This is a genomic window from Pseudomonas jinjuensis, from assembly GCF_900103845.1.
Classification (GTDB): domain Bacteria; phylum Pseudomonadota; class Gammaproteobacteria; order Pseudomonadales; family Pseudomonadaceae; genus Pseudomonas; species Pseudomonas jinjuensis.
This window is the reverse complement of record NZ_FNIJ01000001.1, coordinates 408,117-432,613: the sequence shown is the minus strand read 5'-3', so window position 1 is coordinate 432,613 and position 24,497 is coordinate 408,117. Positions and strand designations below refer to the sequence as shown.

Annotated in this window: 29 protein-coding genes; 17 read left to right on the top strand and 12 right to left on the bottom strand. The window is 65.0% G+C overall.

The window, feature by feature from the left end; translation table 11 throughout:
• The 14 genes from BLR75_RS01965 to BLR75_RS01900 all read left to right on the top strand — a co-directional run bounded on the left by BLR75_RS01965 (window position 1) and on the right by BLR75_RS01900 (window position 13,553).
• Complete coding sequence (locus BLR75_RS01965) at window positions 1-192, top strand: cbb3-type cytochrome oxidase subunit 3 (protein WP_084310493.1); 192 nt, start codon at window positions 1-3, stop codon at window positions 190-192.
• Entirely contained in the window at window positions 189-1,115 is a 927-nt protein-coding gene (gene ccoP / locus BLR75_RS01960) for a cytochrome-c oxidase, cbb3-type subunit III (RefSeq protein ID WP_084310239.1), read from the top strand. Before BLR75_RS01965 ends, ccoP (BLR75_RS01960) begins: the two co-directional genes overlap by 4 nt.
• A gap of 342 nt (window positions 1,116-1,457) precedes the next feature.
• Window positions 1,458-2,900 carry a cytochrome-c oxidase, cbb3-type subunit I gene (gene ccoN, locus BLR75_RS01955; RefSeq protein WP_084310241.1) on the top strand — a complete coding sequence of 481 codons (1,443 nt, stop codon included), beginning with the start codon at window positions 1,458-1,460 and terminating at the stop codon, window positions 2,898-2,900.
• Entirely contained in the window at window positions 2,900-3,508 is a 609-nt protein-coding gene (gene ccoO, locus BLR75_RS01950) for a cytochrome-c oxidase, cbb3-type subunit II (RefSeq protein ID WP_084310243.1), read from the top strand. Before ccoN ends, ccoO begins: the two co-directional genes overlap by 1 nt.
• 5 nt (window positions 3,509-3,513) lie before the next feature.
• Window positions 3,514-3,705 (top strand): cbb3-type cytochrome oxidase subunit 3, encoded by a 192-nt coding sequence (locus tag BLR75_RS01945; protein WP_084310494.1) that lies wholly within the window; start codon window positions 3,514-3,516, stop codon window positions 3,703-3,705.
• Window positions 3,702-4,676: a cytochrome-c oxidase, cbb3-type subunit III gene (gene ccoP, locus BLR75_RS01940; protein ID WP_084310245.1), complete on the top strand. Its 975-nt coding sequence runs from the start codon at window positions 3,702-3,704 to the stop codon at window positions 4,674-4,676. Before BLR75_RS01945 ends, ccoP (BLR75_RS01940) begins: the two co-directional genes overlap by 4 nt.
• Before the next feature lie 220 nt (window positions 4,677-4,896).
• Window positions 4,897-6,312 carry a cytochrome c oxidase accessory protein CcoG gene (gene ccoG / locus BLR75_RS01935; RefSeq protein WP_084310247.1) on the top strand — a complete coding sequence of 472 codons (1,416 nt, stop codon included), beginning with the start codon at window positions 4,897-4,899 and terminating at the stop codon, window positions 6,310-6,312.
• Between the two features lie 135 nt (window positions 6,313-6,447).
• Window positions 6,448-6,993, top strand: a complete 546-nt coding sequence (locus BLR75_RS01930; RefSeq protein ID WP_084310249.1) for a FixH family protein — start codon at window positions 6,448-6,450, stop codon at window positions 6,991-6,993.
• A complete protein-coding gene (locus tag BLR75_RS01925; protein ID WP_084310250.1) occupies window positions 6,990-9,461 on the top strand; it encodes a heavy metal translocating P-type ATPase in 2,472 nt (823 codons plus the stop codon). Before BLR75_RS01930 ends, BLR75_RS01925 begins: the two co-directional genes overlap by 4 nt.
• A 39-nt stretch (window positions 9,462-9,500) precedes the next feature.
• Window positions 9,501-9,734: a cbb3-type cytochrome oxidase assembly protein CcoS gene (gene ccoS, locus BLR75_RS01920; protein ID WP_084310252.1), complete on the top strand. Its 234-nt coding sequence runs from the start codon at window positions 9,501-9,503 to the stop codon at window positions 9,732-9,734.
• The gene (locus tag BLR75_RS01915) at window positions 9,727-10,452 is read left to right on the top strand and encodes a sulfite exporter TauE/SafE family protein (protein WP_084310254.1); all 726 of its coding nucleotides are present in this window, start codon (window positions 9,727-9,729) and stop codon (window positions 10,450-10,452) included. The genes ccoS and BLR75_RS01915 overlap by 8 nt, the downstream gene beginning before the upstream one ends.
• Before the next feature lie 72 nt (window positions 10,453-10,524).
• Window positions 10,525-11,907, top strand: coding sequence for an oxygen-independent coproporphyrinogen III oxidase (gene hemN / locus BLR75_RS01910; protein ID WP_084310256.1), 1,383 nt, complete (start codon window positions 10,525-10,527; stop codon window positions 11,905-11,907).
• A 250-nt stretch (window positions 11,908-12,157) separates the two neighbouring features.
• Window positions 12,158-12,892 carry a fumarate/nitrate reduction transcriptional regulator Fnr gene (gene fnr, locus BLR75_RS01905; RefSeq protein ID WP_084310257.1) on the top strand — a complete coding sequence of 245 codons (735 nt, stop codon included), beginning with the start codon at window positions 12,158-12,160 and terminating at the stop codon, window positions 12,890-12,892.
• A gap of 112 nt (window positions 12,893-13,004) precedes the next feature.
• Window positions 13,005-13,553 (top strand): adenine phosphoribosyltransferase, encoded by a 549-nt coding sequence (locus tag BLR75_RS01900; protein ID WP_084310259.1) that lies wholly within the window; start codon window positions 13,005-13,007, stop codon window positions 13,551-13,553.
• Between the two features lie 35 nt (window positions 13,554-13,588).
• Here BLR75_RS01900 and BLR75_RS01895 read toward each other — a convergent pair whose 3' ends face one another.
• Together BLR75_RS01895 and BLR75_RS01890 are read right to left on the bottom strand one after the other, a co-directional pair.
• Entirely contained in the window at window positions 13,589-14,470 is an 882-nt protein-coding gene (locus BLR75_RS01895; protein WP_084310261.1) for a DMT family transporter, read from the bottom strand.
• Between the two features lie 124 nt (window positions 14,471-14,594).
• Complete coding sequence (locus BLR75_RS01890; RefSeq protein ID WP_174688557.1) at window positions 14,595-15,776, bottom strand: PilT/PilU family type 4a pilus ATPase; 1,182 nt, start codon at window positions 15,774-15,776, stop codon at window positions 14,595-14,597.
• Window positions 15,777-15,957: 181 nt separating this feature from the next.
• On the opposite strand from BLR75_RS01890, the gene BLR75_RS01885 reads away from it, so the two are divergent.
• Genes BLR75_RS01885 through BLR75_RS01875 form a run of 3 tightly spaced genes read left to right on the top strand, consistent with a single transcriptional unit; the run spans window position 15,958 to window position 17,180 of the window.
• On the top strand, window positions 15,958-16,236 hold the full coding sequence (locus BLR75_RS01885; protein ID WP_084310263.1) for a peptidylprolyl isomerase: 279 nt from the start codon (window positions 15,958-15,960) through the stop codon (window positions 16,234-16,236).
• 21 nt (window positions 16,237-16,257) lie between these two features.
• Window positions 16,258-16,623 (top strand): MmcQ/YjbR family DNA-binding protein, encoded by a 366-nt coding sequence (locus BLR75_RS01880; RefSeq protein WP_084310496.1) that lies wholly within the window; start codon window positions 16,258-16,260, stop codon window positions 16,621-16,623.
• Complete coding sequence (locus BLR75_RS01875; protein ID WP_084310265.1) at window positions 16,617-17,180, top strand: putative glycolipid-binding domain-containing protein; 564 nt, start codon at window positions 16,617-16,619, stop codon at window positions 17,178-17,180. The genes BLR75_RS01880 and BLR75_RS01875 overlap by 7 nt, the downstream gene beginning before the upstream one ends.
• A 102-nt stretch (window positions 17,181-17,282) precedes the next feature.
• Here the strand turns inward: BLR75_RS01875 and pcaD are convergent, their stop codons facing one another.
• The 10 genes from pcaD to BLR75_RS01825 form a co-directional block, all read right to left on the bottom strand.
• Window positions 17,283-18,071 (bottom strand): 3-oxoadipate enol-lactonase, encoded by a 789-nt coding sequence (gene pcaD / locus BLR75_RS01870; protein ID WP_084310267.1) that lies wholly within the window; start codon window positions 18,069-18,071, stop codon window positions 17,283-17,285.
• A gap of 103 nt (window positions 18,072-18,174) precedes the next feature.
• Complete coding sequence (gene pcaF, locus BLR75_RS01865; protein WP_084310269.1) at window positions 18,175-19,380, bottom strand: 3-oxoadipyl-CoA thiolase; 1,206 nt, start codon at window positions 19,378-19,380, stop codon at window positions 18,175-18,177.
• The gene (locus BLR75_RS01860; protein WP_084310271.1) at window positions 19,377-20,159 is read right to left on the bottom strand and encodes a CoA-transferase subunit beta; all 783 of its coding nucleotides are present in this window, start codon (window positions 20,157-20,159) and stop codon (window positions 19,377-19,379) included. Before BLR75_RS01860 ends, pcaF begins: the two co-directional genes overlap by 4 nt.
• On the bottom strand, window positions 20,159-21,007 hold the full coding sequence (locus BLR75_RS01855; protein ID WP_084310273.1) for a CoA transferase subunit A: 849 nt from the start codon (window positions 21,005-21,007) through the stop codon (window positions 20,159-20,161). The genes BLR75_RS01860 and BLR75_RS01855 overlap by 1 nt, the downstream gene beginning before the upstream one ends.
• 305 nt (window positions 21,008-21,312) lie before the next feature.
• Window positions 21,313-22,161: a CsgG/HfaB family protein gene (locus tag BLR75_RS01850; RefSeq protein WP_371858105.1), complete on the bottom strand. Its 849-nt coding sequence runs from the start codon at window positions 22,159-22,161 to the stop codon at window positions 21,313-21,315.
• A gap of 36 nt (window positions 22,162-22,197) precedes the next feature.
• Window positions 22,198-22,602 carry a curli assembly protein CsgF gene (locus BLR75_RS01845; protein WP_084310277.1) on the bottom strand — a complete coding sequence of 135 codons (405 nt, stop codon included), beginning with the start codon at window positions 22,600-22,602 and terminating at the stop codon, window positions 22,198-22,200.
• Window positions 22,599-23,045 (bottom strand): curli production assembly/transport protein CsgE, encoded by a 447-nt coding sequence (csgE, locus tag BLR75_RS01840; RefSeq protein ID WP_084310278.1) that lies wholly within the window; start codon window positions 23,043-23,045, stop codon window positions 22,599-22,601. The genes BLR75_RS01845 and csgE overlap by 4 nt, the downstream gene beginning before the upstream one ends.
• Window positions 23,046-23,058: 13 nt before the next feature.
• Window positions 23,059-23,670: a type II secretion system protein gene (locus BLR75_RS01835; RefSeq protein ID WP_084310280.1), complete on the bottom strand. Its 612-nt coding sequence runs from the start codon at window positions 23,668-23,670 to the stop codon at window positions 23,059-23,061.
• The gene (locus tag BLR75_RS01830) at window positions 23,645-24,019 is read right to left on the bottom strand and encodes a type II secretion system protein (protein WP_084310282.1); all 375 of its coding nucleotides are present in this window, start codon (window positions 24,017-24,019) and stop codon (window positions 23,645-23,647) included. The genes BLR75_RS01835 and BLR75_RS01830 overlap by 26 nt, the downstream gene beginning before the upstream one ends.
• Before the next feature lie 4 nt (window positions 24,020-24,023).
• On the bottom strand, window positions 24,024-24,494 hold the full coding sequence (locus tag BLR75_RS01825; RefSeq protein WP_084310283.1) for a type II secretion system protein: 471 nt from the start codon (window positions 24,492-24,494) through the stop codon (window positions 24,024-24,026).
• Window positions 24,495-24,497 lie beyond the last annotated feature (3 nt).

Here is a 24,497-nt window from a genome sequence, read left to right as displayed (position 1 = left end):
TTGGATATCGGACTGATTCGCGGGCTGGGAACCATCGTCGTGACGGTGGCCTTCATCGGCGTTCTGCTGTGGGCCTATAGCGGCAAGCGCAAGCAGCGCTTCGACGAGGACGCGCTGCTGCCGTTCGCGGACGATCCGGTAACCGACAGGCACGTCATGCACGAGCAAGCTTCAAGGAGCAATAAAGAATGACCACCTTCTGGAGTCTGTACATCACCGTACTGACCGTCGGCTCGCTGATTGCACTGCTGTGGCTGATCTTCGCCACGCGCAGCGGCGAATCCGCCGGGACCACCGACAAGACCATGGGCCACGCTTTCGACGGCATCGAGGAATATGACAACCCCCTGCCCAAGTGGTGGTTCATGCTGTTCCTCGGCACCATCGTGTTCGCCGCGGGCTACCTGGTGCTGTATCCGGGTCTGGGCAACTGGAAAGGCCTGCTGCCCGGCTACGATGGCTGGACCGGTGTCAAGCAGTGGGAACGCGAAGAGGCACTGGCGCAGGAGAAATATGGACCGATCTTCGCCAAATATGCCGCCATGCCCCTGGAAGAAGTCGCGAAGGATCCGCAGGCGATGAAAATGGGCGAACGCCTGTTCGCCACCAACTGCTCCATCTGCCATGGCTCCGACGCCAAGGGTTCGGCGGGCTTCCCCAACCTGACCGACTCCGACTGGCGCTGGGGCGGCGACGCCAAGACCATCGAAGCCACCATCCTCGGCGGCCGCATGGCAGCCATGCCGGCGTGGGGCGACGTGCTGGGCAACCAGGGCGTGCATGACGTGGCCGCTTTCGTGACCACCCGTCTCGCCGGGCGCGCGGCTCCGGAAGGTGCTTCCGAAGCGCAGATCGAGAACGGCGGCCAGCTGTTCGCCACCACCTGCGCCGCCTGCCATGGAGCGGAAGGCAAGGGCACCGCTCTCATGGGGGCCCCCGACCTGACCCATCCGGCCGGCTTCATCTACGGCTCGTCCTTCACCCAGTTGCAACAGACCATCCGCTATGGCCGCCAGGGCCAGATGCCGGCGCAGGAACCCTACCTCGGCAAGGACAAGATTCATATCCTCGCTGCTTACATCTATAACCTTTCCGGCCAGACCAACTCCAATTGACCCCTCCGCTCGCGCCTTTCTCCGGGCGCGAGCTACCCCCTCTCTCCTCACGCGGCGAAGTGTCGCACCTCGTCAGACATTTCCTTCACACCCTTCCTACCCGCGACTAAGCTGTTTCCATTCGCAAACCTGCAATACGGCTAACGCGACCTCATCTCTTTCAGGTTTTTGCTCAGTCCGAATACCTGAGCAATCGACCCCGTGACGGTAGGCGAAAGCGCTCTGAGACAGGCATCCAACAGGCGCCGGGCAAGGCTTGGCGCGTTGCAATGCCTACCCGCTTTCTCCATACTTGCCGCCGCTTTTTTGTCCCTAAATACCCTAAAACCGTGGAACCTTAGAATGAGCACTGCAATCAGTCCGACTGCTTATAACTATAAGGTTATCCGCCAGTTCGCCATCATGACGGTGGTCTGGGGGATACTTGGAATGGGGCTCGGTGTCTTCATCGCCTCACAGCTTGTGTGGCCCGAGCTCAACTTCGGCCTCCCGTGGACCAGCTTCGGACGTCTGCGCCCGTTGCACACCAACCTGGTGATCTTCGCCTTTGGTGGCTGTGCTCTGTTCGCCACTTCCTACTACGTTGTCCAGCGCACCTGTCAGGCCCGCCTGATTTCTGACAGTCTCGCCGCCTTCACCTTCTGGGGCTGGCAGGCCGTGATCGTCGGCGCCGCCATCACCCTGCCGCTCGGCTACACCAGCTCCAAGGAATACGCCGAGCTGGAATGGCCGATCGACATCCTGCTGGCAGTGGTCTGGGTCAGTTACCTGGTCGTGTTCTTCGGCACCATCGTCAAGCGCAAGACCAAGCACATCTACGTGGGCAACTGGTTCTACGGCGGCTTCATCGTTGTGACGGCGATGCTGCACATCGTCAACAACCTGGAACTCCCGGTCAGCCTGTTCAAGTCCTACTCGATCTACTCCGGCGCCACCGATGCGATGATCCAGTGGTGGTACGGCCATAACGCCGTAGGCTTCTTCCTGACCACCGGCTTCCTCGGCATGATGTACTACTTCGTGCCGAAGCAGGCAGAGCGTCCGGTGTACTCCTATCGCCTGTCCATCGTGCACTTCTGGGCGCTGATCACCCTGTACATCTGGGCCGGCCCGCACCACCTGCACTACACCGCCCTGCCGGACTGGGCGCAGTCCCTCGGCATGGTGATGTCGCTGATTCTCCTGGCTCCGAGCTGGGGCGGCATGATCAACGGCATGATGACCCTCTCGGGCGCCTGGCATAAACTGCGCACCGACCCGATCCTGCGCTTCCTGGTGGTATCCCTGGCCTTCTACGGCATGTCCACCTTCGAAGGCCCGATGATGGCGATCAAGACCGTCAACTCCCTGTCGCACTACACCGACTGGACCATCGGCCACGTACACGCCGGTGCTCTCGGCTGGGTAGCGATGATCTCCATCGGCTCGCTGTACCACCTGATTCCGAAGGTCTTCGGTCGCGAGCAGATGCACAGCGTCGGCCTGATCAACGCCCACTTCTGGCTGGCCACCATCGGCACCGTGCTGTACATCGCCTCCATGTGGGTCAATGGCATCACCCAGGGCCTGATGTGGCGCGCGGTGAACACCGACGGCACCCTGACCTACTCCTTCGTCGAGGCCCTGCAGGCCAGCCATCCGGGCTTCATGGTCCGCGCACTGGGCGGCGCCTTCTTCGCCACCGGTATGCTGCTGATGGCTTACAACACCTTCCGTACTGTGCGTGCGTCCAAATCGGCTGATGCCGACGCTGCCGCCCAGATTCCCGCTGTAGGAGCACATTGATGAAGCACGAAGCAGTCGAGAAGAATATCGGCCTGCTGGCCTTCTTCATGGTCATCGCCGTCAGCATCGGCGGCCTGACCCAGATCGTCCCGCTGTTCTTCCAGGACGTCACCAACAAGCCGGTCGAAGGCATGAAGCCGCGCACCGCCCTGGAACTGGAAGGCCGTGACATCTACATCCGCGAAGGCTGCGTTGGCTGCCACTCGCAGATGATCCGTCCGTTCCGCGCCGAAACCGAGCGCTACGGCCACTACTCCGTCGCCGGCGAGAGCGTCTGGGACCACCCGTTCCTGTGGGGCTCCAAGCGTACCGGCCCGGACCTGGCCCGCGTCGGCGGCCGCTACTCGGACGACTGGCACCGTGCGCACCTGTACAACCCGCGCAACGTGGTGCCCGAGTCGAAGATGCCGGCCTACCCCTGGCTGGTCGAGCACAAGCTCGACGGCAAGGACACCGCCACCAAGATGGAAGCGCTGCGTACGCTGGGCGTGCCTTACACCGACGAGGATATCGCCGGTGCACGTGATGCCGTGAAAGGCAAGACCGAAATGGATGCGATCGTGGCTTACCTGCAAGGCCTCGGCACCATTATCAAAACCAAACGGTGAACGTGATGGATATCGGGACTATTCGCGGTATCGGTACCGTAGTGGTGTTGGTTGCCTTCATCGGCGTCCTGCTGTGGGCCTTTAGCGGCAAGCGCAAGAAAAGCTTCGACGAAGCCACGATGCTGCCCTTCGCGGATGACCCGGTAGCCAAAAAGCACGTCGAGCAAGAGCAAGCTTCTAGGAGCAACAAAGAATGACAACCTTCTGGAGTGTGTACGTCACCGTACTTACCCTGGGCACGATCTTCGCGCTGGCGTGGCTGCTGTTCGCCACCCGCCGCGGTCAACGCAGCGAGGCGACCGACGAGACCGTCGGCCATTCGTTCGACGAAATCGAAGAGTATGACAACCCCCTGCCGAAGTGGTGGTTCATGCTGTTCGTCGCCACCTTCGTCTTCGCCCTGGGTTACCTGGTCCTCTATCCGGGCCTCGGCAACTGGAAAGGCCTGCTGCCGGGCTACCAGGAAGTCACCGACGGCAAGCCCTTCGCCAACGGTGAGCCGGGCTGGACCGGCGTACACCAGTGGGAAAAGGAAATGGCCAAGGCGGACGAGAAGTATGGTCCGATCTTCGCCAAATATGCTGCGATGCCCATCGAAGACGTAGCCAAGGACGAGCAGGCCCTGAAAATGGGCAGCCGCCTGTTCGCCTCCAACTGCTCCGTCTGCCACGGTTCCGACGCCAAGGGCTCCTACGGCTTCCCGAACCTGACCGACGCCGACTGGCGCTGGGGCGGCGCGACCGCGGAAATCAAGACCACCATCATGGGCGGTCGCCACGCAGCCATGCCGGCCTGGGGTGAAGTACTGGGCGAACAGGGTGTGCAGGACGTCGCTGCGTTCGTCCATACCAAGCTGGACGGCCGCAAGCTGCCGGAAGGCGTGACCGAAGAGCATGTCGCCAATGGCCAGAAGATCTTCTCTGCCAACTGCGTGGCCTGCCATGGTCCGGAAGGCAAGGGCACCGCGGCCATGGGCGCGCCGAACCTGACGCACCCGGCCGGCTTCATCTACGGTTCCGGCTTCGCTCAGCTGCAGCAGACCATCCGCTATGGCCGTCAGGGCCAGATGCCGGCGCAGGAAGAGCGCCTGGGCAACGACCAGGTCCACCTGCTGGCCGCGTATGTCTACAGCCTGTCCCAGGGTGAAGGCGAGAAGAGCGCCGAATAAGCCCTCCCCTCTCCTTCCGCGTTACGCCAGAGCGGCGCCGGTCTTTACCGGCGCCGCTCTGTTTCGGGCCTCCGCTATCATTGATGATGGACCAGCGCGACCAACGGTCGCACCGTGATGGCGCTTTGCAGGCCGTATCATTGCCAAGCGTGCAAGCATAATTCTGACCCTGCTCGGCATGTACTGACAGGGCGCCCTCCCACCGCCGTGGTACGCACTGATGAGCAAACAGATTCCCGTTCATGATGTCACCCCTCCCAAGAAGGGCAGCGGTGACAACATCGACCTTTATGCCTCCCGTGAAAAAATCTACACCCGCGCCTTCACCGGTTTCTTCCGAAACCTGCGAATGGGCGGGGGGGCCATCCTCTTCCTGCTTTATTTCGGCACTGTCTGGCTGACCTGGAATGACCGGCAGGCCGTATGGTGGAACCTCCCCGAGCGGAAGTTCTACATCTTCGGCGCCACCTTCTGGCCACAGGATTTCATCCTGCTCTCCGGCCTGCTGATCATCTGCGCCTTCGGCCTGTTCTTCATCACCGTGTTCGCCGGCCGGGTCTGGTGCGGGTATACCTGCCCGCAGAGCGTCTGGACCTGGATCTTCATGTGGTGCGAGAAGGTCACCGAAGGTGACCGCAACCAGCGCATGAAGCTGGACAAGGCCCCCATGAGCGGTCAGAAGCTCGCCCGCAAGGCCGCCAAGCACAGCCTGTGGCTGCTGATCGGCCTGGCGACCGGCATTACCTTCGTCGGCTACTTCGCCCCCATCCGCGAACTGATCGCGGAGATGGTCACCGGACAGGCCGATGGCTGGGCCTACTTCTGGGTCGGCTTCTTCACCCTCGCCACCTACGGCAATGCCGGCTGGCTGCGCGAACAGGTGTGCATCTACATGTGCCCCTACGCCCGCTTCCAGAGCGTGATGTTCGACAAGGACACCCTGATCGTTTCCTACGATCCCCGCCGGGGCGAGAAACGCGGCCCACGCAAGAAGAGTCTCGATTACAAGGCGCAGGGTCTGGGCGACTGCATCGACTGCACCATGTGCGTCCAGGTCTGCCCGACCGGCATCGACATCCGCGACGGCCTGCAGATCGAATGCATCGGCTGCGCGGCCTGTATCGACGCCTGCGACAGCATCATGGACAAGATGGGTTATCCGCGCGGGTTGATCAGCTATACCACCGAGCACAACCTTTCCGGTCAGAAGACCCACCTGGTCCGCCCGCGCCTGATCGGCTACGCCATCGCCCTGACCGCGATGATCGGCCTGCTCGTCACCGCCATCGTGCTGCGGCCACTGGTGGGCTTCGACGTGAGCAAGGACCGGGTGCTGTACCGCGAGAACGCCGAAGGCCGGATCGAGAACGTGTACAGCCTGAAGATCATGAACAAGGATCAGCAGGATCACACCTACGTGCTGGGCGCGAAGGGCCTTGACGGGCTCAGGCTGGAAGGCAGGCAGGAAGTGAAGATCGGCGCCGGCGACATCCTCAGCATGCCGGTGGAACTGTCGATCGATCCGGAAAAGCTGCCCTCCACGACCAACGAGATCACCTTCACCATCCAGTCCGTGGACAACCCGGACATCAGCAAGGAAGCGTCCAGCCGCTTCATCGGCCCGAGGCTTCGCTGATCTCGACGATTCGCCGGCACTCCGCCTTTCGTGGATGCCGGCGATATCCAGAGCGCGTAGAATCCCTCCTTTGTGTATTGCCCGCACGGGGACTCGAACGTCCCGGTTGCGCGGCCCATTTGTGAGAACGAGAGTATGCAGTCGGCCTCGCCAACGCCCGTACAGCCCTGGTACAAGCACCTCTGGCCCTGGATCATCATCGGCATGCTCGGCACGTCGGTCATTCTCAGCCTGACGTTCGTGCACATCGCCACGACCAACCAGGACCCCCTCGTCACCGACAACTACTACGAGGCCGGCAAAGGCATCAACCGCTCGCTCGATCGCGAGCACCTGGCCCAACGTCTTGGGCTGCAGGCACGGGTGACCTTCGATGACCTCACCGGCGAAGTCGAACTGCGCCTGTCCGGGGGAAGCCAGCCGCCCAAGGTCATGCTCAACCTGATTTCGCCGACGCTGGAAGCCCAGGACCGCCATATCGAACTGCTGCCGAGCCCGGCGCAGCCCGGCCGCTACACCGGCCATCTCGATGAAGCCATCCATGGTCGCCGCTTCGTCGAGATAATCGGTGAAGAGGCGGGGCAGTCCTGGCGCCTCTTCGAAGAAGAACAGATTGCCCCGGGCAGCTCTCTGGTCCTGGGAGACGAGCCGCTCAAGGGAGACGAAGTAGAGCGCCCATGAGTGCTCCCCTCCCCTGCTATCACTGCGCCCTGCCCGTCCCTCCCGGCAGCCGCTTTACTGCCCGGGTCCTCGGCGAGACCCGGGAGTTCTGCTGTCCCGGCTGCCAGGCAGTCGCCGAAACCATAGTCGCGAGCGGCCTGGAAGGTTACTACCGGCATCGCAGCGAAGCCTCGGTCAACCCCGAAGTGCTGCCGGCCCAGCTCGGCGACGAACTGGCCCTCTACGACCGCTCGGACGTCCAGCAATCCTTCGTTCAGCATCAGGACGAACTGGCCGAAACCACACTGCTCATGGAAGGCATCAGTTGCGCCGCCTGCGGCTGGCTGATCGAAAAGCACCTGCGCCAGTTGCCCGCCGTCGCCGAAGCCGGGCTGAACCTGTCCAACCACCGCCTGCACGTACGCTGGTCCGATAGCCAGTTGCCCCTGAGCGCGCTGCTCGCCGAACTGCGCAGGATCGGCTATGCCGCCCACCCTTACCAGGCCGACGAGGCCACCGAGCGCCTGGCCGAGGAAAACCGGCGCTCCCTGCGGCAGCTCGGCGTGGCCGGCCTGCTGTGGTTCCAGGCGATGATGGCGACCATGGCCACCTGGCCGGAATTCAACATCGATCTCAGCCCGGAACTGCATGCCATCCTGCGCTGGGTAGCGATGTTCCTCACCACCCCGATCGTCTTCTACTCCTGCCAGCCGTTCTTCCGCGGCGCCCTCCGCGACCTGCGCACCCGCCACCTGACCATGGACGTCTCCGTTTCCCTGGCGATTGGCGGCGCCTATCTGGCCGGGATCTGGACGGCCATCACCGGCGTAGGGGAACTGTATTTCGACGCCGTGGGCATGTTCGCGCTGTTCCTGCTGGCCGGCCGCTACCTGGAACGACGGGCTCGCGAACGCACCGCCGCGGCCACCGCCCAACTGGTGAACCTGCTGCCCGCATCCTGCCTGCGCCTGGATCATCAGGGCCAGACGACGCGCATCCTGCTCAGCGAACTGCGGCCGGGTGACCGGGTGCTGGTGCAACCCGGCGCGGTGGTCCCCGCCGATGGCGTGATCCAGTCGGGACAATCCAGCATCGACGAGTCGCTGCTGACCGGCGAATACCTGCCGCAACCCCGCTCAGCAGGCGACAGCGTCACCGGTGGCACACTGAACGTCGAAGGCCCGCTGACCATAGAGGTACGGGCAGTCGGCAGCGACAGCCGGTTGTCAGCCATCGTGCGCCTGCTCGAACGCGCACAGTCCGACAAGCCGCGCCTTGCCGAAATCGCCGACCGCGCCGCCCAGTGGTTCCTGCTGATCCTGCTGGTCCTCGCAGCCCTGGTCGGCCTGTACTGGTGGCAGCACGATTCTTCTCGCGCCTTCTGGGTAGTGCTGGCGATGCTCGTCGCCACCTGTCCCTGCGCCCTGTCCCTCGCCACGCCAACCGCACTCACGGCAGCCACCGGCACCCTGCACAAGCTCGGTCTGCTGCTGACCCGCGGCCACGTACTGGAAGGTCTCAGGCAGATCGACACGGTCATCTTCGACAAGACCGGGACGCTGACCGAAGGCCGTCTCACCCTTCGCGCCATCCACCCGCTGGCCGAACTCGATGCGGACCGGTGCCTCGCCTACGCCGCCGCGCTCGAAAATCGCTCCGAGCACCCCATCGCCCGCGCCTTCGGCCGCGCCCCGCAGGCTGCCGAACAGGTGGAGTCCCACCCCGGCCTCGGCCTGGAAGGACTGCTCGACGGACATCGACTGCGTATCGGCCAGCCGGCCTTCGTCTGCGACCTCAGCGGAGCGGAAATCCCGGCGGCACCGAACGAAGCCGGCCAATGGCTGCTGCTGGGCAGCGACCGCGGCCCCCTCGCCTGGCTGGTGCTCGACGACCGTCTGCGGACAGACGCCCCTGCCCTCCTCGATGCCTGCCGTGCCCAGGGCTGGCGCACGCTTCTGCTCTCCGGCGACAGCTCGCCCATGGTCGCCAGCGTGGCCCGGGAGCTGGGCATCGATGAATGGCACGGCGGACTGCGCCCTGACGACAAGCTGGCGATGCTGCATCGACTGCACCAGCAAGGCCACCGGGTGCTGGTGCTTGGCGACGGCGTGAACGACGTGCCGGTTCTGGCGGCGGCGGACATCAGCATCGCCATGGGTTCGGCAACCGACCTGGCTAAGACCAATGCGGATGCCGTGCTGCTGTCGAACCGCCTGGGAAGCCTGGTCCTCGCATTTGGCCTGGCTCGCCGCACCCGGCGCATAATCGTCGAGAACCTGAGCTGGGCGGGACTGTACAATGGCATCATGCTGCCCTTCGCCGCCCTGGGGTGGATCACTCCCGTCTGGGCTGCGGTCGGCATGTCCATCAGTTCGCTGACGGTGGTGCTCAATGCCCTGCGCCTGACCCGCTCGCCCGAGCTGAAACCCGCACCCAGTCCGCAGCGCACCAGCGATGTCCTGTCGACCGGCAGCGCCCGCTTCGAGTGAAGCCGGCCGGCAGCGACCTGAAGTTCCGATGGAGATGATATGCCTGCGCTCTATGTACTGATTCCCATCGCCATCCTGATCGTCGCGGTCGCCATCTGGATCTTCTTCTGGGCAGTCAACAGCGGCCAGTACGACGACATGGACAGTCCCGCCCACAGCATCCTGTTCGACGACGAGGATCCCAGGCACCAGGCCGGAGTCGACGAGGCCGAAGGCGATCCGCAGGACCAGGCCGGAACGAAAGACAACCCGAAGGACAGGCCGAATGGCTGAACTGGCGCCGCTGCTGGTTTCCGCCATCGTCCTCGGCCTGCTCGGCGGCGGTCATTGCCTGGGGATGTGCGGCGGCCTGATGGGCGCGCTGACCATGGCGATTCCGGTCGAGCAGCGCGGCAGAAGACTGCGCCTGCTGCTCGCCTACAACCTCGGGCGAATCCTCAGCTACAGCTGCGCAGGGCTGCTGCTGGGACTCGCCGGCTGGGCCATCGCCAGAACACCTTTCGCCGGAGCGCTGCGCGTCGTTGCAGGATTGCTGTTGATCGCGATGGGGCTCTATCTGGCGGGCGTATGGCACGGCCTGACTCGCATCGAAGCCATCGGACGCGGGCTCTGGCGTCACCTGCAGCCAATCGCCAGCCGTCTGCTGCCGGTCGCCAGCATGCCCCGCGCGCTGCTGCTCGGCGGCCTGTGGGGCTGGCTGCCCTGCGGGCTGGTCTACAGCACCCTGCTCTGGGCCTCCAGCCAGGGCTCGGCCGTCGACAGCGCCCTGCTGATGTTCGCGTTCGGCCTCGGCACCTGGCCGGTGCTGCTGGCGACCGGCCTGGCCGCCGAACGCATCACCGCCCTGCTGCGACGCCGGAGCGTTCGCCTGGCCGGTGGCCTGCTGGTCATTCTCTTCGGCCTGTGGACCCTGCCGGGGCCCCATCAGGCCTGGATCATGGGCCACGAAATGCATACCTCCTTCGCCACACCGCCTGGCAAGGGCGCTTGATACAAATCAAGCGGCGAGATGTCGCCCCTCCCTAGACTCTCCGAAACGCTCTTCTAACCCGGGGACAAGGGCATGCTCGAAAACATACGCTGGGACGCGGATCTCATCCGCCGCTACGATCTGGCCGGCCCGCGCTACACCTCCTATCCCACCGCAGTGCAGTTCCACGAAGGAGTCGGACCCTTCGACATGCTGCATGCGCTGCGCGATAGCCGCAAAGCGATGCGACCGCTGTCGCTCTACGTCCACATCCCGTTCTGCGCGAACATCTGCTACTACTGCGCCTGCAACAAGGTCATCACCAAGGACCGTGGCCGCAGCGCCCCTTACCTGGCTCGTCTGATCCGCGAAATCGAGATCGTCAGCCGCCATCTCGGCAGCGAGCAGCCGGTGGAACAGCTGCATTTCGGCGGCGGCACGCCCACCTTCCTCAGTCCGGACCAGTTGCGTGAACTGCTCGGCAAGCTGCGCCAGCATTTCAACATGCAGGAAGACAACTCCGGCGACTACGGAATCGAGATCGACCCCCGCGAGGCCGACTGGTCGACCATGGGCCTGCTCCGCGAGCTCGGTTTCAACCGGGTCAGCGTCGGCGTGCAGGATTTCGACCTCGAAGTGCAGCAGGCCATAAACCGCCGGCAGAGCTACGACGAAACCCGCGCCATCATCGATGCCGCGCGCACACTGCAATACCGTTCGGTGAACATCGACCTGATCTACGGCCTGCCCAGGCAGAACCCCACCACCTTCGCCCGCACCGTCGAGCAGGTGATCGCCCTGCAGCCCAGCCGGCTATCGGTGTTCAACTATGCCCACCTGCCGGAACGCTTCATGCCGCAGCGGCGGATCAACGCACTGGAACTGCCCAGCCCCGCAGAGAAGCTGGAAATGCTCCAGCGCACCACCGAGCAGCTGACCGCGGCGGGTTATCGCTACATCGGCATGGACCATTTCGCCCTGCCGGATGACGAACTGGCCAGCGCCCAGGAAGATGGCACGCTGCAGCGCAACTTCCAGGGCTACACCACCCACGGACATTGCGACCTCATCGGTCTTGGCGTATCCGCCATCAGCCAGATCGGCGACCTCTATGCCCAGAACAGCAACGACATCACCGATTACCAGAACAGCCTGGACAACAACCAGCTCGCGACCCGCCGCGGCCTGCACTGCAGCCCGGACGACCGTATCCGCCGCGCGGTGATCCAGCAGTTGATCTGCCACTTCCAGCTGGATTTCACCGCGATCGAACAAGCCTTCGATATCGACTTCCACACCTATTTCGCCAGCGTCTGGCCGGAGCTGCAGCACTTCGCCGATGACGGCCTGATCAGGCTCAGCGATACCGGTATCGATGTCACGGCAGCGGGCCGGCTGCTGGTGCGTTCGATCTGCATGCTGTTCGATCACTATCTGCCGATGCAGAACATCCAGCGCTTCTCCCGCGTCATCTGATCCTGTGGTTGTTCCCGCTTCCTGCATCCACCGGTGCGTTAATGCACCGGTGCCGCTCTAAAGGCATGACGTTTCCGTCTCGGCTGCGCAATGCGCTGAGATTGGCTTAGGAATACTCTGAAAAACTCGTCAGATCGTTCCGATAAAGGGAATTTTCGTAACAGTTCAGACTCGGCTTTGCTGGCACCCGCCCCCCGCCCTGCGGTACCCTTACTTTTCATACGCCTTCCCCACTCAAGGATTTCAACCCATGGCCGAAACCATCAAGTTGCGTGCGCTGCCGCAGGCGCATTGCAAGGACTGCAGCCTGGCCCCCCTGTGTCTTCCGCTGTCCCTCAATGGCAACGACCTCGACGCGCTGGATGAGATTGTCAAACGCGGTCGTCCGCTGAAGAAGGGTGATTTCCTGTTCCGCCAGGGCGATGTGTTCAGCGCCGTTTTCGCCGTTCGCTCGGGGGCGTTGAAAACCTTCAGCATCACCGATAACGGCGAAGAGCAGATCACCGGTTTCCACCTGCCCAGCGAACTGGTCGGTCTTTCCGGCATGGATACCGATACCTACCCGGTGTCCGCCCAGGCTCTGGAAACCACCTCGGTCTGCGAAATCCCCTTCGAGCGCCTGGATGAACTGTCCGAGCAGCTCCCGCAACTGCGCCGCCAGTTGCTGCGGGTCATGAGCCGGGAAATCCGCGACGACCAGCAGATGATGCTGCTGCTGTCGAAGAAGACCGCCGACGAACGTATCGCCACCTTCCTGATCAACCTGTCCGCGCGCTTCCGCGCCCGCGGGTTCTCCGCCCAGCAGTTCCGCCTGAGCATGTCGCGCAACGAGATCGGCAATTATCTCGGTCTGGCCGTGGAGACGGTTTCCCGCGTCTTCACCCGCTTCCAGCAGAACGGCCTGATCGCCGCCGACGGCAAGGAAGTGCGCATCCTGGATTCCATCGAGCTCTGCGCCCTGGCGGGTGGCGAGCTGGAAAACTGATTCCAGGCAAGCGGCTTCTTCTCCGGCCATCGAAAACGGGCTCGTCGAAAGACGGGCCCGTTATACTTTTGCCTTTCGAAAAAGCCTTCACCTTCACCAGGTGCCTACCAGCATGATCCTCACTCAGCTCGACCTGAAATCCCTGATCCGCGCAGTGCCCGACTTCCCGAAGCCCGGTGTGATATTCCGTGACATCACCCCGCTGTTCCAGTCGCCGCGCGCCTTGCGTTTCGTCGCGGACAGCTTCATCCAGCGTTACGTCGAGGCGGACTTCACTCATATCGGCGCGATGGACGCGCGGGGATTCCTGATCGGCTCGATCATCGCCTACGAACTCAACAAGCCGCTGGTGCTGTTCCGCAAGCGCGGCAAGCTGCCGGCGGACGTGCTGGCCCAGCCCTACGAGACCGAATACGGCGAAGCACTGCTGGAGGTCCATGCCGACAGCCTGTGCGAAGGCGACAGCGTGCTGATCTTCGATGACCTGATCGCCACCGGCGGCACCCTACTGGCTGCCGCCCAGCTGGTGCGGCGCATGGGCGCCAGGGTCTTCGAGGCCGCCGCGATCATCGACCTGCCGGAACTGGGCGGTTCGGCCAAGCTGAACGACGCCGGCGTCCCCACCCACTGCCTCACCGCGTTCGCCCTCGACGAACGCTGAGCGCTTCGGGGCGCGACCCGGCGCCCCTCTCCCTCTCAGTTGCGCCGCTGCAGCCAGGCCGCCGCGATGCCGCTCAGGCAGATCACCAGGATGCCGAGCAGCGTCGCATGTCCCGGCACATGGCCGAACACCACCAGCCCGAGCAGGCCGGCGAAGATGATCTGGCAATAGCTGAACGGCGCCAGCAGCGCAGGCGCGGCGTAGCGGAACGCCTGGGTCAGCCCCAGGTGCGCGAGCATTCCGCAGGCTCCCAGGGCCAGCATCAGCACGGCGTGCCAGGCGGTCGGCCATTGCCAGAAGAACGGCACCAGCGCGCTCACCAGCAGGGTATTGAACAGCCCGGCGAAGAAGTTGCTGGTGGTGGCGCTGTCCACCGCGCTCAGCTTGCGGGTCAGCAGCTGATAGCAGCTGAAGCTCACCGCCGACGCGAATGGCCACAGCACCGCCGGAGTGAACAGGTCGCCGCCGGGATGCACGATGATCAGCACGCCGACGAAACCGAGGGAAACCGCCAGCCACTGGCCCAGGCTGACGCGCTCGCGCAGCAGGGGCACGGATAGCGCCGTCACCAGCAGCGGCGTGAGGAATACCACCGCAGTGGCTTCCGCCAGCGGAATGAACTGCAGCCCGGAAACGAAGAAGAAGCTGGTCGCCAGCAGGCACAGTGCGCGCAGCGACTGCAGCAGCGGATGACGGGTGCGCAGCACGCTCAGGCCGGATCGGGGCAGGAAGATCGCCGCCATCAGCAGCGTGTGCACGATATAGCGCGCCCACACCACCAGCAGGATCGAATAGAACCCGGAGAGGTACTTCGACAGGGCATCGTGGCTGGCGAACATGAAGGTCGCCAGGACGATCAGAAGGATGCCCATGAACGGGCGATTGACGCCGGACAGTGGCGAACTGGGGGTACTCATCGACAGGGACAGGACGCTGGAACGCGGGAATGAACGCTCGAAGGCGGGAGCGACAGGGTACCCAAGAAGTCGCCCCGCGCCCAGCTTGATCGCGCCTCGTTCCGTGCGATCAGCGACCGCCGCGTCAATGCGCCAGGGAGCCGCCATCCTCTTCCTGGAGTTCCTCGAGGATCAGTTCCAGTCCCCAGTTGCTGGCCTCCGCCGGCGCGCTCGGCGTCACCACCGGTGCAGCCACCGATACCGCCCCGTCGCGGTACAGCTTGAGCTTCAGGCGCAGGTTGTTCGCCGAGTCGGCATTCTTCACCGCCTCGTCCTCGCTGATCACGCCTTCCACCACCAGGTCGAACAGCGCCTGGTCGAAGGTCTGCATGCCCAGGGCGCGGGACTTCTCCATGATCTCCTTGATCGAGCTGAACTCGCTGCGCTTGATCAGATCGCTGATGGTCGAGGTACCGAGCAGGACTTCCACCGCGGCGCGGCGCTTGCCGTCGGTGGTGCGCACCAGGCGCTGGGAGACGAAGGCCTTGAGGTTGTTGCCGAGGTCGTTGAGCAGTTGCGGCCGGCGCTCCTCGGGGAAGAAGTTGATGATGCGGTCCAGCGCCTGGTTGGCGTTGTTGGCATGCAACGTGGAGATCGCCAGGTGGCCGGTATCGGCGAAGGCCAGGGCGTGCTCCATGGTTTCGCGGTCGCGGATCTCGCCGATCAGGATCACGTCCGGCGCCTGGCGCAGGGTGTTCTTCAGCGCGGCGTGGAAACTGCGCGTATCCACGCCGACCTCGCGCTGGTTGATGATCGACTTGCGATGGCGATGCACGTACTCGATGGGGTCCTCGATGGTGATGATGTGCCCGCCGCTGTTGCGGTTGCGGTAGTCGATCAGCGCCGCCAGCGAGGTCGACTTGCCCGAACCGGTGCCGCCGACGAAAAGCACCAGCCCGCGCTTCTCCATCACCGTCTTCAGCAGCACCTCGGGCAGCTTGAGGTCCTCGAAGCGCGGGATGTCCAGCTTGATGTTCCGCGCCACGATGGAAACCTCGTTGCGCTGCTTGAAGATGTTGACGCGGAAGCGCCCCACGTTGCCCACCGCGATCGCCAGGTTCATCTCCAGCTCGCGTTCGAATTCGGTCTTCTGCTCGTCGTCCATCAGCGACCAGGCGATGCGCGCCACGTCGCCGGCCTTCAGCGGCTCGCCGGTGAGGGGCTTGAGCACGCCGTTGAACTTCGCGCAGGGCGGTGCGCCGGTGGAGAGATAGAGATCGGAACCGTCCTGGCTGGCCAGGATCTTCAGCATCGACTGGATATCCATGTTCGTGCATCCATACGCAAGGGATATTGGCGAGCCGGCCGGCCCACTTCTAGGAATATTCGGATGCACTCTAGGGACGGGTCCGACATGGCACAACGCTACGGCTACGGAAATGCGACCTGCATCACCGCCCCCTCGCCGCCGGCTACAATGCGCCTTTCCCAAGACAGAGGAACCACCCATGCCCGTCGCCATGGCCCGCCATATCCTGGTCAAGACCCAGGCCGAAGCCGAACAGCTCAAGCAGCGGCTGGCCAGGGGCGAGGATTTCGCCGCCCTGGCGAAGAAGCACTCCACCTGCCCCTCCGGCAAGCGCGGCGGCGATCTGGGCGAGGTGCGTCCGGGGCAGATGGTCAAATCCATCGACATGGTGATCTTCAGGAAGCCGGTCGGCGTGGTGCACGGGCCGGTGAAAAGCCAGTTCGGCTACCATCTGGTGGAAGTCTATTTCCGCGATTGATCCCGGCCCGGGGGAATGCCGATGACGCCGCAACAGATCGCCCGTTTCTGCCTGCAACTGCCCGGCGCCCGCGAAGACATCAAGTGGGGCAGCAACCGCGTGTTCTCCGTGGCGGGCAACAAGATGTTCGCCATTCTCGACTTCCTCGATCCCGACGGCGGCGGGCTGGCGTTCAAGGTCGATGACGAACTGTTCCTCGGCTACGTCGACCGCCCCGGCATCCGCCCGGCGCCCTACCTCGCCCGCGCCCGCTGGATCGCCATGAGCCGCCCCTATCCCATGGACGACGCCGAACTGCGCGCCGCGCTGACCCGCTCGCACCAGTTGGTGGTGCGCCGCCTGCCCAGGCGCCTGCGCCTTGGCCTGCTGCTGGACGAGCCATGCTGAAGGAACTGGGCTGGACGGGAATCTGGCACAAGCCGGCCGCCAGCTGGGAATCCCTGCGCCTGCAGGATGGGCGCGCCGACAGCCAGTTGCGGGCGATCGGCGAGGAACGCCAGCCGCCCTATCAGCTGGAATACAGCCTGCGCTGGGACCAACGCTGGCATCTGCGGGAAGCGCAGTTGCGCGTGGAGAGCGAGGCCGGCGACCGCGAACTGCATCTGCTGGCCGACGGCGACGGCCACTGGCAGCTCGCCGATGGCACGCCGCTGCCGGAGCTGGAGGGCTGCCTGGATATCGATATCTGGCCGACGCCGTTCACCAATACCTTTCCGATCCGCCGGCTGCAGCTGGTGGATGGGCAGCGTGCCGAACTGGAGATGGTCTTCATCGAGGCGCCGGAGCTGCAGCCGCGGCGCATGCGCCAGGGATATACGCGGCTCGATGCGGGGCACTACCTGTACCAGAACCTGGGAGGCAGCGGGTTCCGGGCGGTGCTGGAGGTGGATGCGGATGGGCTGGTGATCGAGTATCCGGGGTTGTTCCGGCGCAACCGCGGGTAAGGTTGGCGGGTTGCACCCGCCAGGTCGCGGGCATGGCCCGCTCCTACAATCGTCAAACCCGGCCTCGACCTGTAGGAGCGGGCCATGCCCGCGATCTCGTTTTCAGCCGCGGAGGAAGTCCAATACGCGGCGGGTGAAAGCGTCGCCCGCCTGAACGTTGGACAGGTGCGCCGCATGGAACTCGGCCAGTTCCGCGCCGCGGATGCGTTCCTGCATGAAGCGGCCGTGTTCGGTGGTGGTCACCGGGTCGGCGCTGCCGCAGACGATCAGGGTCGGTGCCTGGATCGTATCCAGCTGCTCGCGGAAATCGGCGTCGCGCACGGCGGCGCAGTTGGCCGCGTAGCCTTCCGGCGAGGTCTGCGCCAGCATGCCGACGATGGGCTCGACCTTGCCCGGCTCGGCCTCGGCGAAATCGGCAGTGAACCAGCGGGCGATGGAGGCATCGCGCAGCTCGCGCATGGCCTGTGCGCCACCGGCCAGCACGCTGTCGATGCGCGGATTCCACACCTCGGGAGTGCCGATCTTCGCGGCGGTGTTGCACAGCACCAGGCGTTCGATGCGCTCGGGCGCGTTGATCGCCAGCCACTGGCCGATCAGGCCGCCCATGGACAGGCCGCAGAAGCTGGCCCTGGCGATGTCCAGACTGTCCAGCAGGGCCAGCACGTCGCGGCCGAGTTGCTCGATGCTGTACGGGCCTGCGCTGACCAGCGAGCCGCCATGGCCGCGGGTGTCGTAGCGCAGCACGCGGAAGTGTTCGGTGAAGGTGGGGATCTGCACGTCCCACATGTGCAGGTCGGTGCCCAGGGAGTTGGACAGCACCAGCACCGGAGCGTCGGCCGGGCCTTCTAGGAGGTAGTTCAGGTCGCCATCGGCGAGTTTTACGGTGGGCATCAAGGGCTCCCGGAAATCAGCAGCGGCGCCCGCCGAATGGCTGGCGCCGGAAATGATGGGTATCGCTTCGCTCCACCCATCCTACGCGGTTCGGAGAGGGCTGTTATACGCGCTCTACAGCCAGCGCCACGCCCTGCCCCACGCCTACGCACATGGTGCACAGGCCGCGCTTGCCGCCGCTCTTTTCCAGTTGATGGACAGCGGTGAGGACCAGGCGAGCGCCGCTGGCGCCCAGTGGGTGGCCGAGGGCGATGGCGCCGCCGTTGGGGTTGACCCGGGCGTCGTCGTCGGAGATGCCCAGATCGCGGGTGACCGCCAGGCCCTGGGCGGCGAAGGCTTCGTTCAGCTCGATGACGTCGAAGTCACTGACCGACAGGTTCAGGCGCTCCAGCAGCTTGCGCACCGCCGGCACCGGGCCGATACCCATCACCCGCGGCGCGACGCCGGCGCTGGCCATGCCGAGCACCCTGGCGCGAGGCGTCAGGCCATGCTTCTTCACCGCTTCGGCGGACGCCAGGATCAGCGCCACCGAACCATCGTTGACGCCGGAAGCGTTGCCGGCGGTGACGGTCTTGCCTTCGCCGTTGACCGGCTTCAGCCTGGCCAGCGCTTCGGCCGTGGTATCCGGACGCAGGTGTTCGTCAGCGTCGACCACCGTCTCGCCCTTGCGGCCCTTGATCACCACCGGGACGATTTCCTCGGCGAAGTAGCCGGCGGCCTGGGCTGCGCCGGCGCGCTGCTGGCTGCGCAGGGCGAAGGCGTCCTGGTCGGCGCGGCTGACCTGATGTTCATCGGCCACGTTGTCGGCGGTCTGCGGCATGGCATCCACGCCGTACCGGGCCTTCATCAGCGGATTGACGAAGCGCCAGCCGATGGTGGTGTCCTCGATCTTCTGGCCGCGGCCGAAGGCGCTGTCGGCCTTGCCCATCACGTAGGGCGCGCGGGACATGGATTCCACGCCGCCGGCGATGGCCAGCTCGATCTCGCCGCTGGCGATGGCGCGGAAGGCGGTGCCCACCGCGTCCATTCCCGAGGCGCACAGGCGGTTCAGGGTCACGCCGGGGATGCTCTCCGGCAGGCCGGCCAGCAGCAGCGCCATGCGCGCGACGTTGCGGTTGTCCTCGCCGGCCTGGTTGGCGCAGCCGAGGTAGACCTCGTCCAGCTCGTCCCACTTCACCTGCGGATTGCGCTCGACCAGCGCCTTGATCGGCACGGCGGCCAGGTCGTCGGCGCGCACCGCCGAGAGCCCGCCGCCGAAGCGACCGATGGGCGTGCGCACGGCATCGCAGATATAGACTTCGCGGCTCATTCCTCACCTCCCTGCTGGCCGTGGGCGGCCGCGGTGCGGGCTTCCAGAGCGCGCAGCGCGCTCAGCTCGACCTCGGTCGGGGCAACGGTTTCGGCTACGGACTCGGCGAAGCGGATCGCCCAGCCGGTATTCTCGATCACCTGCTCGCGGGTCACGCCCGGGTGCAGCGAGGTGACGATGAATTCGTTGCTGCCGGCTTCCGGCTCCATGATGCACAGGTCGGTGATGATCGCCACCGGCCCCTTGCCGGGCAGGCCCAATTGCTTGCGATGATCGCCGCCCTCGCCATGGCCGACCGAGGTGATGAAGGCCAGCTTGTCGACGAAGGTGCGGTGCGACTGCTTGAGGATGATCAGCACTTCCTTGGCGCTGCCGGCGATTTCCGGCGCACCGCCGGCGCCCGGCAGGCGCACTTTCGGGTTGTTGTAGTCGCCGATGACGGTGGTGTTGATGTTGCCGAAGCGGTCGACCTGGGCGGCGCCGAGGAAGCCGACGTCGATACGGCCGCCCTGCAGCCAGTAGCGGAAGATCTCGCCGGTGGGCACTACGGTGTCGGCGGTCTCGGCCAGTTCGCCGTCGCCGATGGACAGCGGCAGCACGCTCGGCTTGGCGCCGATGGGGCCGGATTCGTAGATCAGGACCACGTCCGGCGAGGAAGTCAGGCGCGCCAGGTTGGCAGCCTTGGACGGCAGGCCGATGCCGACGAAGCAGACGGCGCCATTCTTCAGGCGGCGGGCGGCGGCGACGGTCATCATTTCATTGGTGCTGTAGGCGCTCATCATTTGCCCTCCGCGATTTTCTTCTGGAACTCGGCGAAATCCCTGGTGCCGCGGATATAGGTATCGATCCACGCGGTGAAGCTCTCGCGGTCGCGGGCGATCGGGTCCCAGGCCTGGTAGAAGCGGTTGTCGCGCTCGTAGTAGCCATGGGCGTAGGACGGATGCGCGCCGCCGGGAACGTGGCAGACGGCGGAGAGCGCCCAGGTCGGCAGCACGCAGGCGTTCATCGGCGCGTTCAGGTCGTCGACTATCTCTTCCACGGTGACGATGCAGCGCCTGGCCGCCAGGGCCGCTTCCTTCTGCACGCCGAGGATGCCCCACAGCAGCACGTTGCCCTTGCGGTCGGCCTTCTGCGCGTGGATCACGGTGACGTCCGGGCGTACCGAGGGAACCGCGGCCAGTTGCTCGCCGGTGAACGGGCACTCGATGAACCTGATGTTCGGGTTGACCTTCGGCAGGTCGGAGCCGGCGTAGGCGCGCAGCACGGCGAACGGCAGGCCCGAGGCGCCGGCGACGTAGGAGTTGGCCAGGTCGGCGTGGCTGTGCTCGTCGATCTCGATCGCGTTCGGCCACTGCTTCTCCACCGCGTCACGCAGGCGATGCAGCGAACCGACGCCGGGGTTGCCGCCCCAGGAGAAGGTCAGCTTGCGCGCGCAGCCGGCGCCGATCAGCAGGTCGTAGACCAGGTCGGGCGTCATGCGCACCAGGTGCAGGTCTTTCTTGCCCTGGCGGATCAGCTCGTGGGAGGCGGCAGTGGGAATCAGGTGAGTGAAGCCTTCGAGGGCGACGGTGTCGCCGTCGTGTACGAAACGCTCGACTGCTTCGCGGAGAGTGAGGAGTTCGGCCATGGTTGTTCTCGTTCGGTCATCCAGGGCATCCGGTGATGCCGTTGGGAAAACCTTATCCGCGGGCCGGGGAGCGAACAATGCGATAATCGACTATTCGTGCGAATATCGAACACTTCCATGGAAAAGAAAAAATCGGGCCGATGGGGAATCCGGCCCGATTGTGGGGAAAGAACGCGGAGTTGGGTGGGGAATCGTGGGGCGGGTGCAACCCGCCGGTAGCCGCGAAATGGCGGGTTGCACCCACCCGCCCCGAATCCCGCCTCCGATGGTGGACGTGAAAAGCCACGTCCACCCTACGGGTCGGCTCAGTTCGTCGCCGTCAGCGGCGGATTGTTCTGGGTCAGGTACTTGCTCAGCGTCGGGTCGGTCGCCGCGTTGGCATCGGCCGCCTGCCACATGTGGCGTTCGATGCCCTGGGCGATCAGGTGCGCCACCGCCGACTCCACCGCCGCCAGCACGCAGAGCTGCGCCGGTTCGTTGGTGGTGTAGCCGACCTCGATCTCCAGCAGCTTCTTGAACTCGATGAACTTGAACACGCTGGCGCTCTGGCCGATGGAGAAGATGGTCTTGGTGGTCATCACGTTGGCCAGCACCTGGCCGGTACGCACGTCCACCGCGCGCAGGTTCACCGTCACCTGGTCGGCGCGGTATTCCACCGAGGTGCCGATGCCGAGGTAGCGCGCGCCGTCGCCGCCGGTGCGGACGTCGGTGTCGTAGCCGATGATCCCGCCCTCCAGCATCAGGTTGGCGGCCTGCAGCGGCGGCAGTTCCGCCTGGATATTCACCGGCGTGTCGGGCTTCTTCTGCGAGGCGCGGATGATCTTGCGCTCGGTCAGCAGGTTCTGCAGGCCCTCGCGCTCCAGCACCATGAACCAGCCGCTGGTCTGCAGGGCATCCATCAGCATGCTCGCCGCGCCCTGGGTGACGCTGGTGGAGAAGGAACTGGCCGGGACCGGCTTGTACTGCCCGGTCTGGTCGCGGAAACCGTAGACCGCCGCCACCAGCTTGCCCCTCGGCCGCGGCAGGGCGAGCAGGTCGTAGTAGGTCGAAGTCCTTGGCGTCAGTGTGGGCTGCTTGCCCTGCTCCGCCGGCATCGGGTCGCGCAAGGCGCAGCCCTGGATGGCGATGGCGGCTACCAGCAGTACGACTTTCATCACTGCATTCATGGCCTTGTCTTCCTTGTGGTCACGTCAGTTCAGACCGTCGACGACGATCTCGGAAATCTCACCGGTGGCGCGGTCGGTGATCTGGATGGTCAGGGCTCCCGAATCGTTGACCAGGTTGACGATGAAATCGTCGGTGCTCAGGGTCCCGGTATTGCCGTTCTGCACATTGGTCAGCAGCTGCGAGAGCAGGCGCGACTGCAGCTGGTTGGTGAAGCGGTCCAGGGGCGACAGCGCGCTGCTGCGCAGATCGGGGTCCTTGTGATCGTCCTGGGCCTGGGCGTTGTTCAGCAGCCACTGGCCGTTCAGCGGGTTGCCGCCGAACGACGGGTTGACCGGGGTGTAGACCAGCTGGGAGGCCACGGCCGAGCCGGACAGCAGATTGCTCGCCAGCCACAGGCAGGCCGGGAGCCCTAGCGTTTTCCTGTTCATAGTTCATCCTTCTCCAGGTCTGTGTTGTCCTGCAGTTGTGCTTCCAGCTTCCTGCGGACGATCTGCTGCTTCACCAGGTCCGCCGCCTCGGAAGCGATGGCCCGGAGTTCCGAGGTGTTCGGCGGGAGGAAGCGCCGGTACACCACGCGTTGCTCGTACTCGACGATGATCAGGCTGCCCCAGCGCGCATCGGGCCGCTCGCGGATCACCAGGTTGAAATCCAGGCGGCTGGTGTCGCGCATGCGGTCGCTGAAGTAGCGATAGAACTCGTGGCCGATGTGCGAGATCGAGTCGTCGACCAGGAAGCCCATCATCTCGTCCTCCTCGGAGGCCGGCGCCGGTGCCGCCACCAGCAGCAGCGCCAGGCCCAGCGCGCCGAGCAGCCCCCCGCAGCAGCGCGCCGACCGGCTGCCCGAAAGCAGGCGTTGAACGAAACCGAGCATCTGCCCTACTCCTCTACTGCTGCGGCCCGAGCGGACTGGACTGCATTGGCGACTGCCCGGGAATCCCCGGCTGCGACTGCCCCGGAATACCCGGCAGGGACTGCCCGGCCGCCGGATTGACCGACTGCGTGCTGTCCGCCAGGTCCTTCTCGGCGACGAACTGCCAATCCGAATAACTCTCCATGCCTTCGAACTTCTCCCAGCGCGACGGAAATCCCTTCACCTTCAGCGGCTGCTCCAGCGACTTGCTGTACACCCCGGAGATGCGCCCATCGATGGTCAGCACCATGCCCCACTCGGTACTGCCGGTGATGGGGTCCGGATAGAGCCTGCGCAGGTGCCGCTTCGGCGACGGAAAACGCTTGTCTTCCAGCAGGTCCTCCAGCCGCGTCGGGTACTGCGCCAGTCCCGGCGAACTGCCGTAGTAGCTACGCAATGCACTTGCATACTGCGTGCCGACCCACAGCAGCTGGCGTTCCCTTTCGCGCTTGCCGGTGGTTCCCCAGATTTCCCCCACCGAGGCGAGCATCAGCCCCATCACCACCACGATGAACAGCACACCGAAATAGGTGAAACCCCGCTGGCCGGCCGCCGCGCCGCTACCAGTCCGCATACTGGCTGCCATCCCTGGCGCTCCCGGTGGCGCCGCTGTGCACGTCGGCGACGCCGCCCGGAACGCCGTCGGGCGGCGGCACCACCAGCCACAGGTCGTTGCGCTCGGTGATCGGGTCCACCGGCAGGCTGCGCAGGTAGCGGTCGGTGACCAGCTCGTCGAGGCTTTCCGGGTACGTCCCCTTGTCGCCGTAGTAGTGATCCAGCGCCTCGCGCATCACCGACAGGCTCTGGCGCAGCGCGGTCTCCTTGGAAGTCTCGAGGCTGTTGAAATAGCGCGGCACGGCGATGGCCATCAGGGTGGCGATGATCGCCATGACCACCAGCAGTTCGATCAGCGTGAAACCCTTTGCCTTGCGCATGACTTCACCACTCCCGATAGGGAACGCCGTTCAGCCCCTTGCCGGGCGCCCTGGAATAGACATCGAAGACGTCCTGCCCCTCGCGCGGCTCGTCCGCCGAACTGTCGTAGGAACGCAGGCCCCAGCTCTCCCTCGGCGAATCCTTCGGGTCGGAGAAGGGATCGCGGGGCAGCCGGCGGAGGAAATAGATCTTCGCCCCCTTCGGGCTGCGCACGTCGCGCACGCCGTCCACCAGCACGTCCAGGCTCGGCGGGTAGCCGCTGCTGTCCACCGACTTCTCGATGTGCCCGGCGTCGGCCTCGCGCTTGTAGGCGTCCAGCGCGTCGCGGATCTGGTACAGCGCATCCCGCAGCTCCTGCTCCTTGCCACGCCGGATCACGGTTTCGGCGAGCGGCGCGGCGATGCTCGCGAGCAGCCCGAGGATGACCAGGGTGATCACCACCTCGATCAGCGTGAAGCCCCGGGCGCCGCGCATGGC

Coding starts and splice junctions, on each gene's coding strand:
- ccoP (WP_084310239.1), top strand. CDS start 189: ATGACCACCTTCTGGAGTCTGTACATCACCGTACTGACCGTCGGCTCG.
- ccoN (WP_084310241.1), top strand. CDS start 1,458: ATGAGCACTGCAATCAGTCCGACTGCTTATAACTATAAGGTTATCCGC.
- ccoO (WP_084310243.1), top strand. CDS start 2,900: ATGAAGCACGAAGCAGTCGAGAAGAATATCGGCCTGCTGGCCTTCTTC.
- BLR75_RS01945 (WP_084310494.1), top strand. CDS start 3,514: ATGGATATCGGGACTATTCGCGGTATCGGTACCGTAGTGGTGTTGGTT.
- ccoP (WP_084310245.1), top strand. CDS start 3,702: ATGACAACCTTCTGGAGTGTGTACGTCACCGTACTTACCCTGGGCACG.
- ccoG (WP_084310247.1), top strand. CDS start 4,897: ATGAGCAAACAGATTCCCGTTCATGATGTCACCCCTCCCAAGAAGGGC.
- BLR75_RS01930 (WP_084310249.1), top strand. CDS start 6,448: ATGCAGTCGGCCTCGCCAACGCCCGTACAGCCCTGGTACAAGCACCTC.
- BLR75_RS01925 (WP_084310250.1), top strand. CDS start 6,990: ATGAGTGCTCCCCTCCCCTGCTATCACTGCGCCCTGCCCGTCCCTCCC.
- ccoS (WP_084310252.1), top strand. CDS start 9,501: ATGCCTGCGCTCTATGTACTGATTCCCATCGCCATCCTGATCGTCGCG.
- BLR75_RS01915 (WP_084310254.1), top strand. CDS start 9,727: ATGGCTGAACTGGCGCCGCTGCTGGTTTCCGCCATCGTCCTCGGCCTG.
- hemN (WP_084310256.1), top strand. CDS start 10,525: ATGCTCGAAAACATACGCTGGGACGCGGATCTCATCCGCCGCTACGAT.
- fnr (WP_084310257.1), top strand. CDS start 12,158: ATGGCCGAAACCATCAAGTTGCGTGCGCTGCCGCAGGCGCATTGCAAG.
- BLR75_RS01900 (WP_084310259.1), top strand. CDS start 13,005: ATGATCCTCACTCAGCTCGACCTGAAATCCCTGATCCGCGCAGTGCCC.
- BLR75_RS01895 (WP_084310261.1), bottom strand. CDS start 14,470: ATGAGTACCCCCAGTTCGCCACTGTCCGGCGTCAATCGCCCGTTCATG.
- BLR75_RS01890 (WP_174688557.1), bottom strand. CDS start 15,776: ATGGATATCCAGTCGATGCTGAAGATCCTGGCCAGCCAGGACGGTTCC.
- BLR75_RS01885 (WP_084310263.1), top strand. CDS start 15,958: ATGCCCGTCGCCATGGCCCGCCATATCCTGGTCAAGACCCAGGCCGAA.
- BLR75_RS01880 (WP_084310496.1), top strand. CDS start 16,258: ATGACGCCGCAACAGATCGCCCGTTTCTGCCTGCAACTGCCCGGCGCC.
- BLR75_RS01875 (WP_084310265.1), top strand. CDS start 16,617: ATGCTGAAGGAACTGGGCTGGACGGGAATCTGGCACAAGCCGGCCGCC.
- pcaD (WP_084310267.1), bottom strand. CDS start 18,071: ATGCCCACCGTAAAACTCGCCGATGGCGACCTGAACTACCTCCTAGAA.
- pcaF (WP_084310269.1), bottom strand. CDS start 19,380: ATGAGCCGCGAAGTCTATATCTGCGATGCCGTGCGCACGCCCATCGGT.
- BLR75_RS01860 (WP_084310271.1), bottom strand. CDS start 20,159: ATGAGCGCCTACAGCACCAATGAAATGATGACCGTCGCCGCCGCCCGC.
- BLR75_RS01855 (WP_084310273.1), bottom strand. CDS start 21,007: ATGGCCGAACTCCTCACTCTCCGCGAAGCAGTCGAGCGTTTCGTACAC.
- BLR75_RS01850 (WP_371858105.1), bottom strand. CDS start 22,161: ATGAAAGTCGTACTGCTGGTAGCCGCCATCGCCATCCAGGGCTGCGCC.
- BLR75_RS01845 (WP_084310277.1), bottom strand. CDS start 22,602: ATGAACAGGAAAACGCTAGGGCTCCCGGCCTGCCTGTGGCTGGCGAGC.
- csgE (WP_084310278.1), bottom strand. CDS start 23,045: ATGCTCGGTTTCGTTCAACGCCTGCTTTCGGGCAGCCGGTCGGCGCGC.
- BLR75_RS01835 (WP_084310280.1), bottom strand. CDS start 23,670: ATGGCAGCCAGTATGCGGACTGGTAGCGGCGCGGCGGCCGGCCAGCGG.
- BLR75_RS01830 (WP_084310282.1), bottom strand. CDS start 24,019: ATGCGCAAGGCAAAGGGTTTCACGCTGATCGAACTGCTGGTGGTCATG.
- BLR75_RS01825 (WP_084310283.1), bottom strand. CDS start 24,494: ATGCGCGGCGCCCGGGGCTTCACGCTGATCGAGGTGGTGATCACCCTG.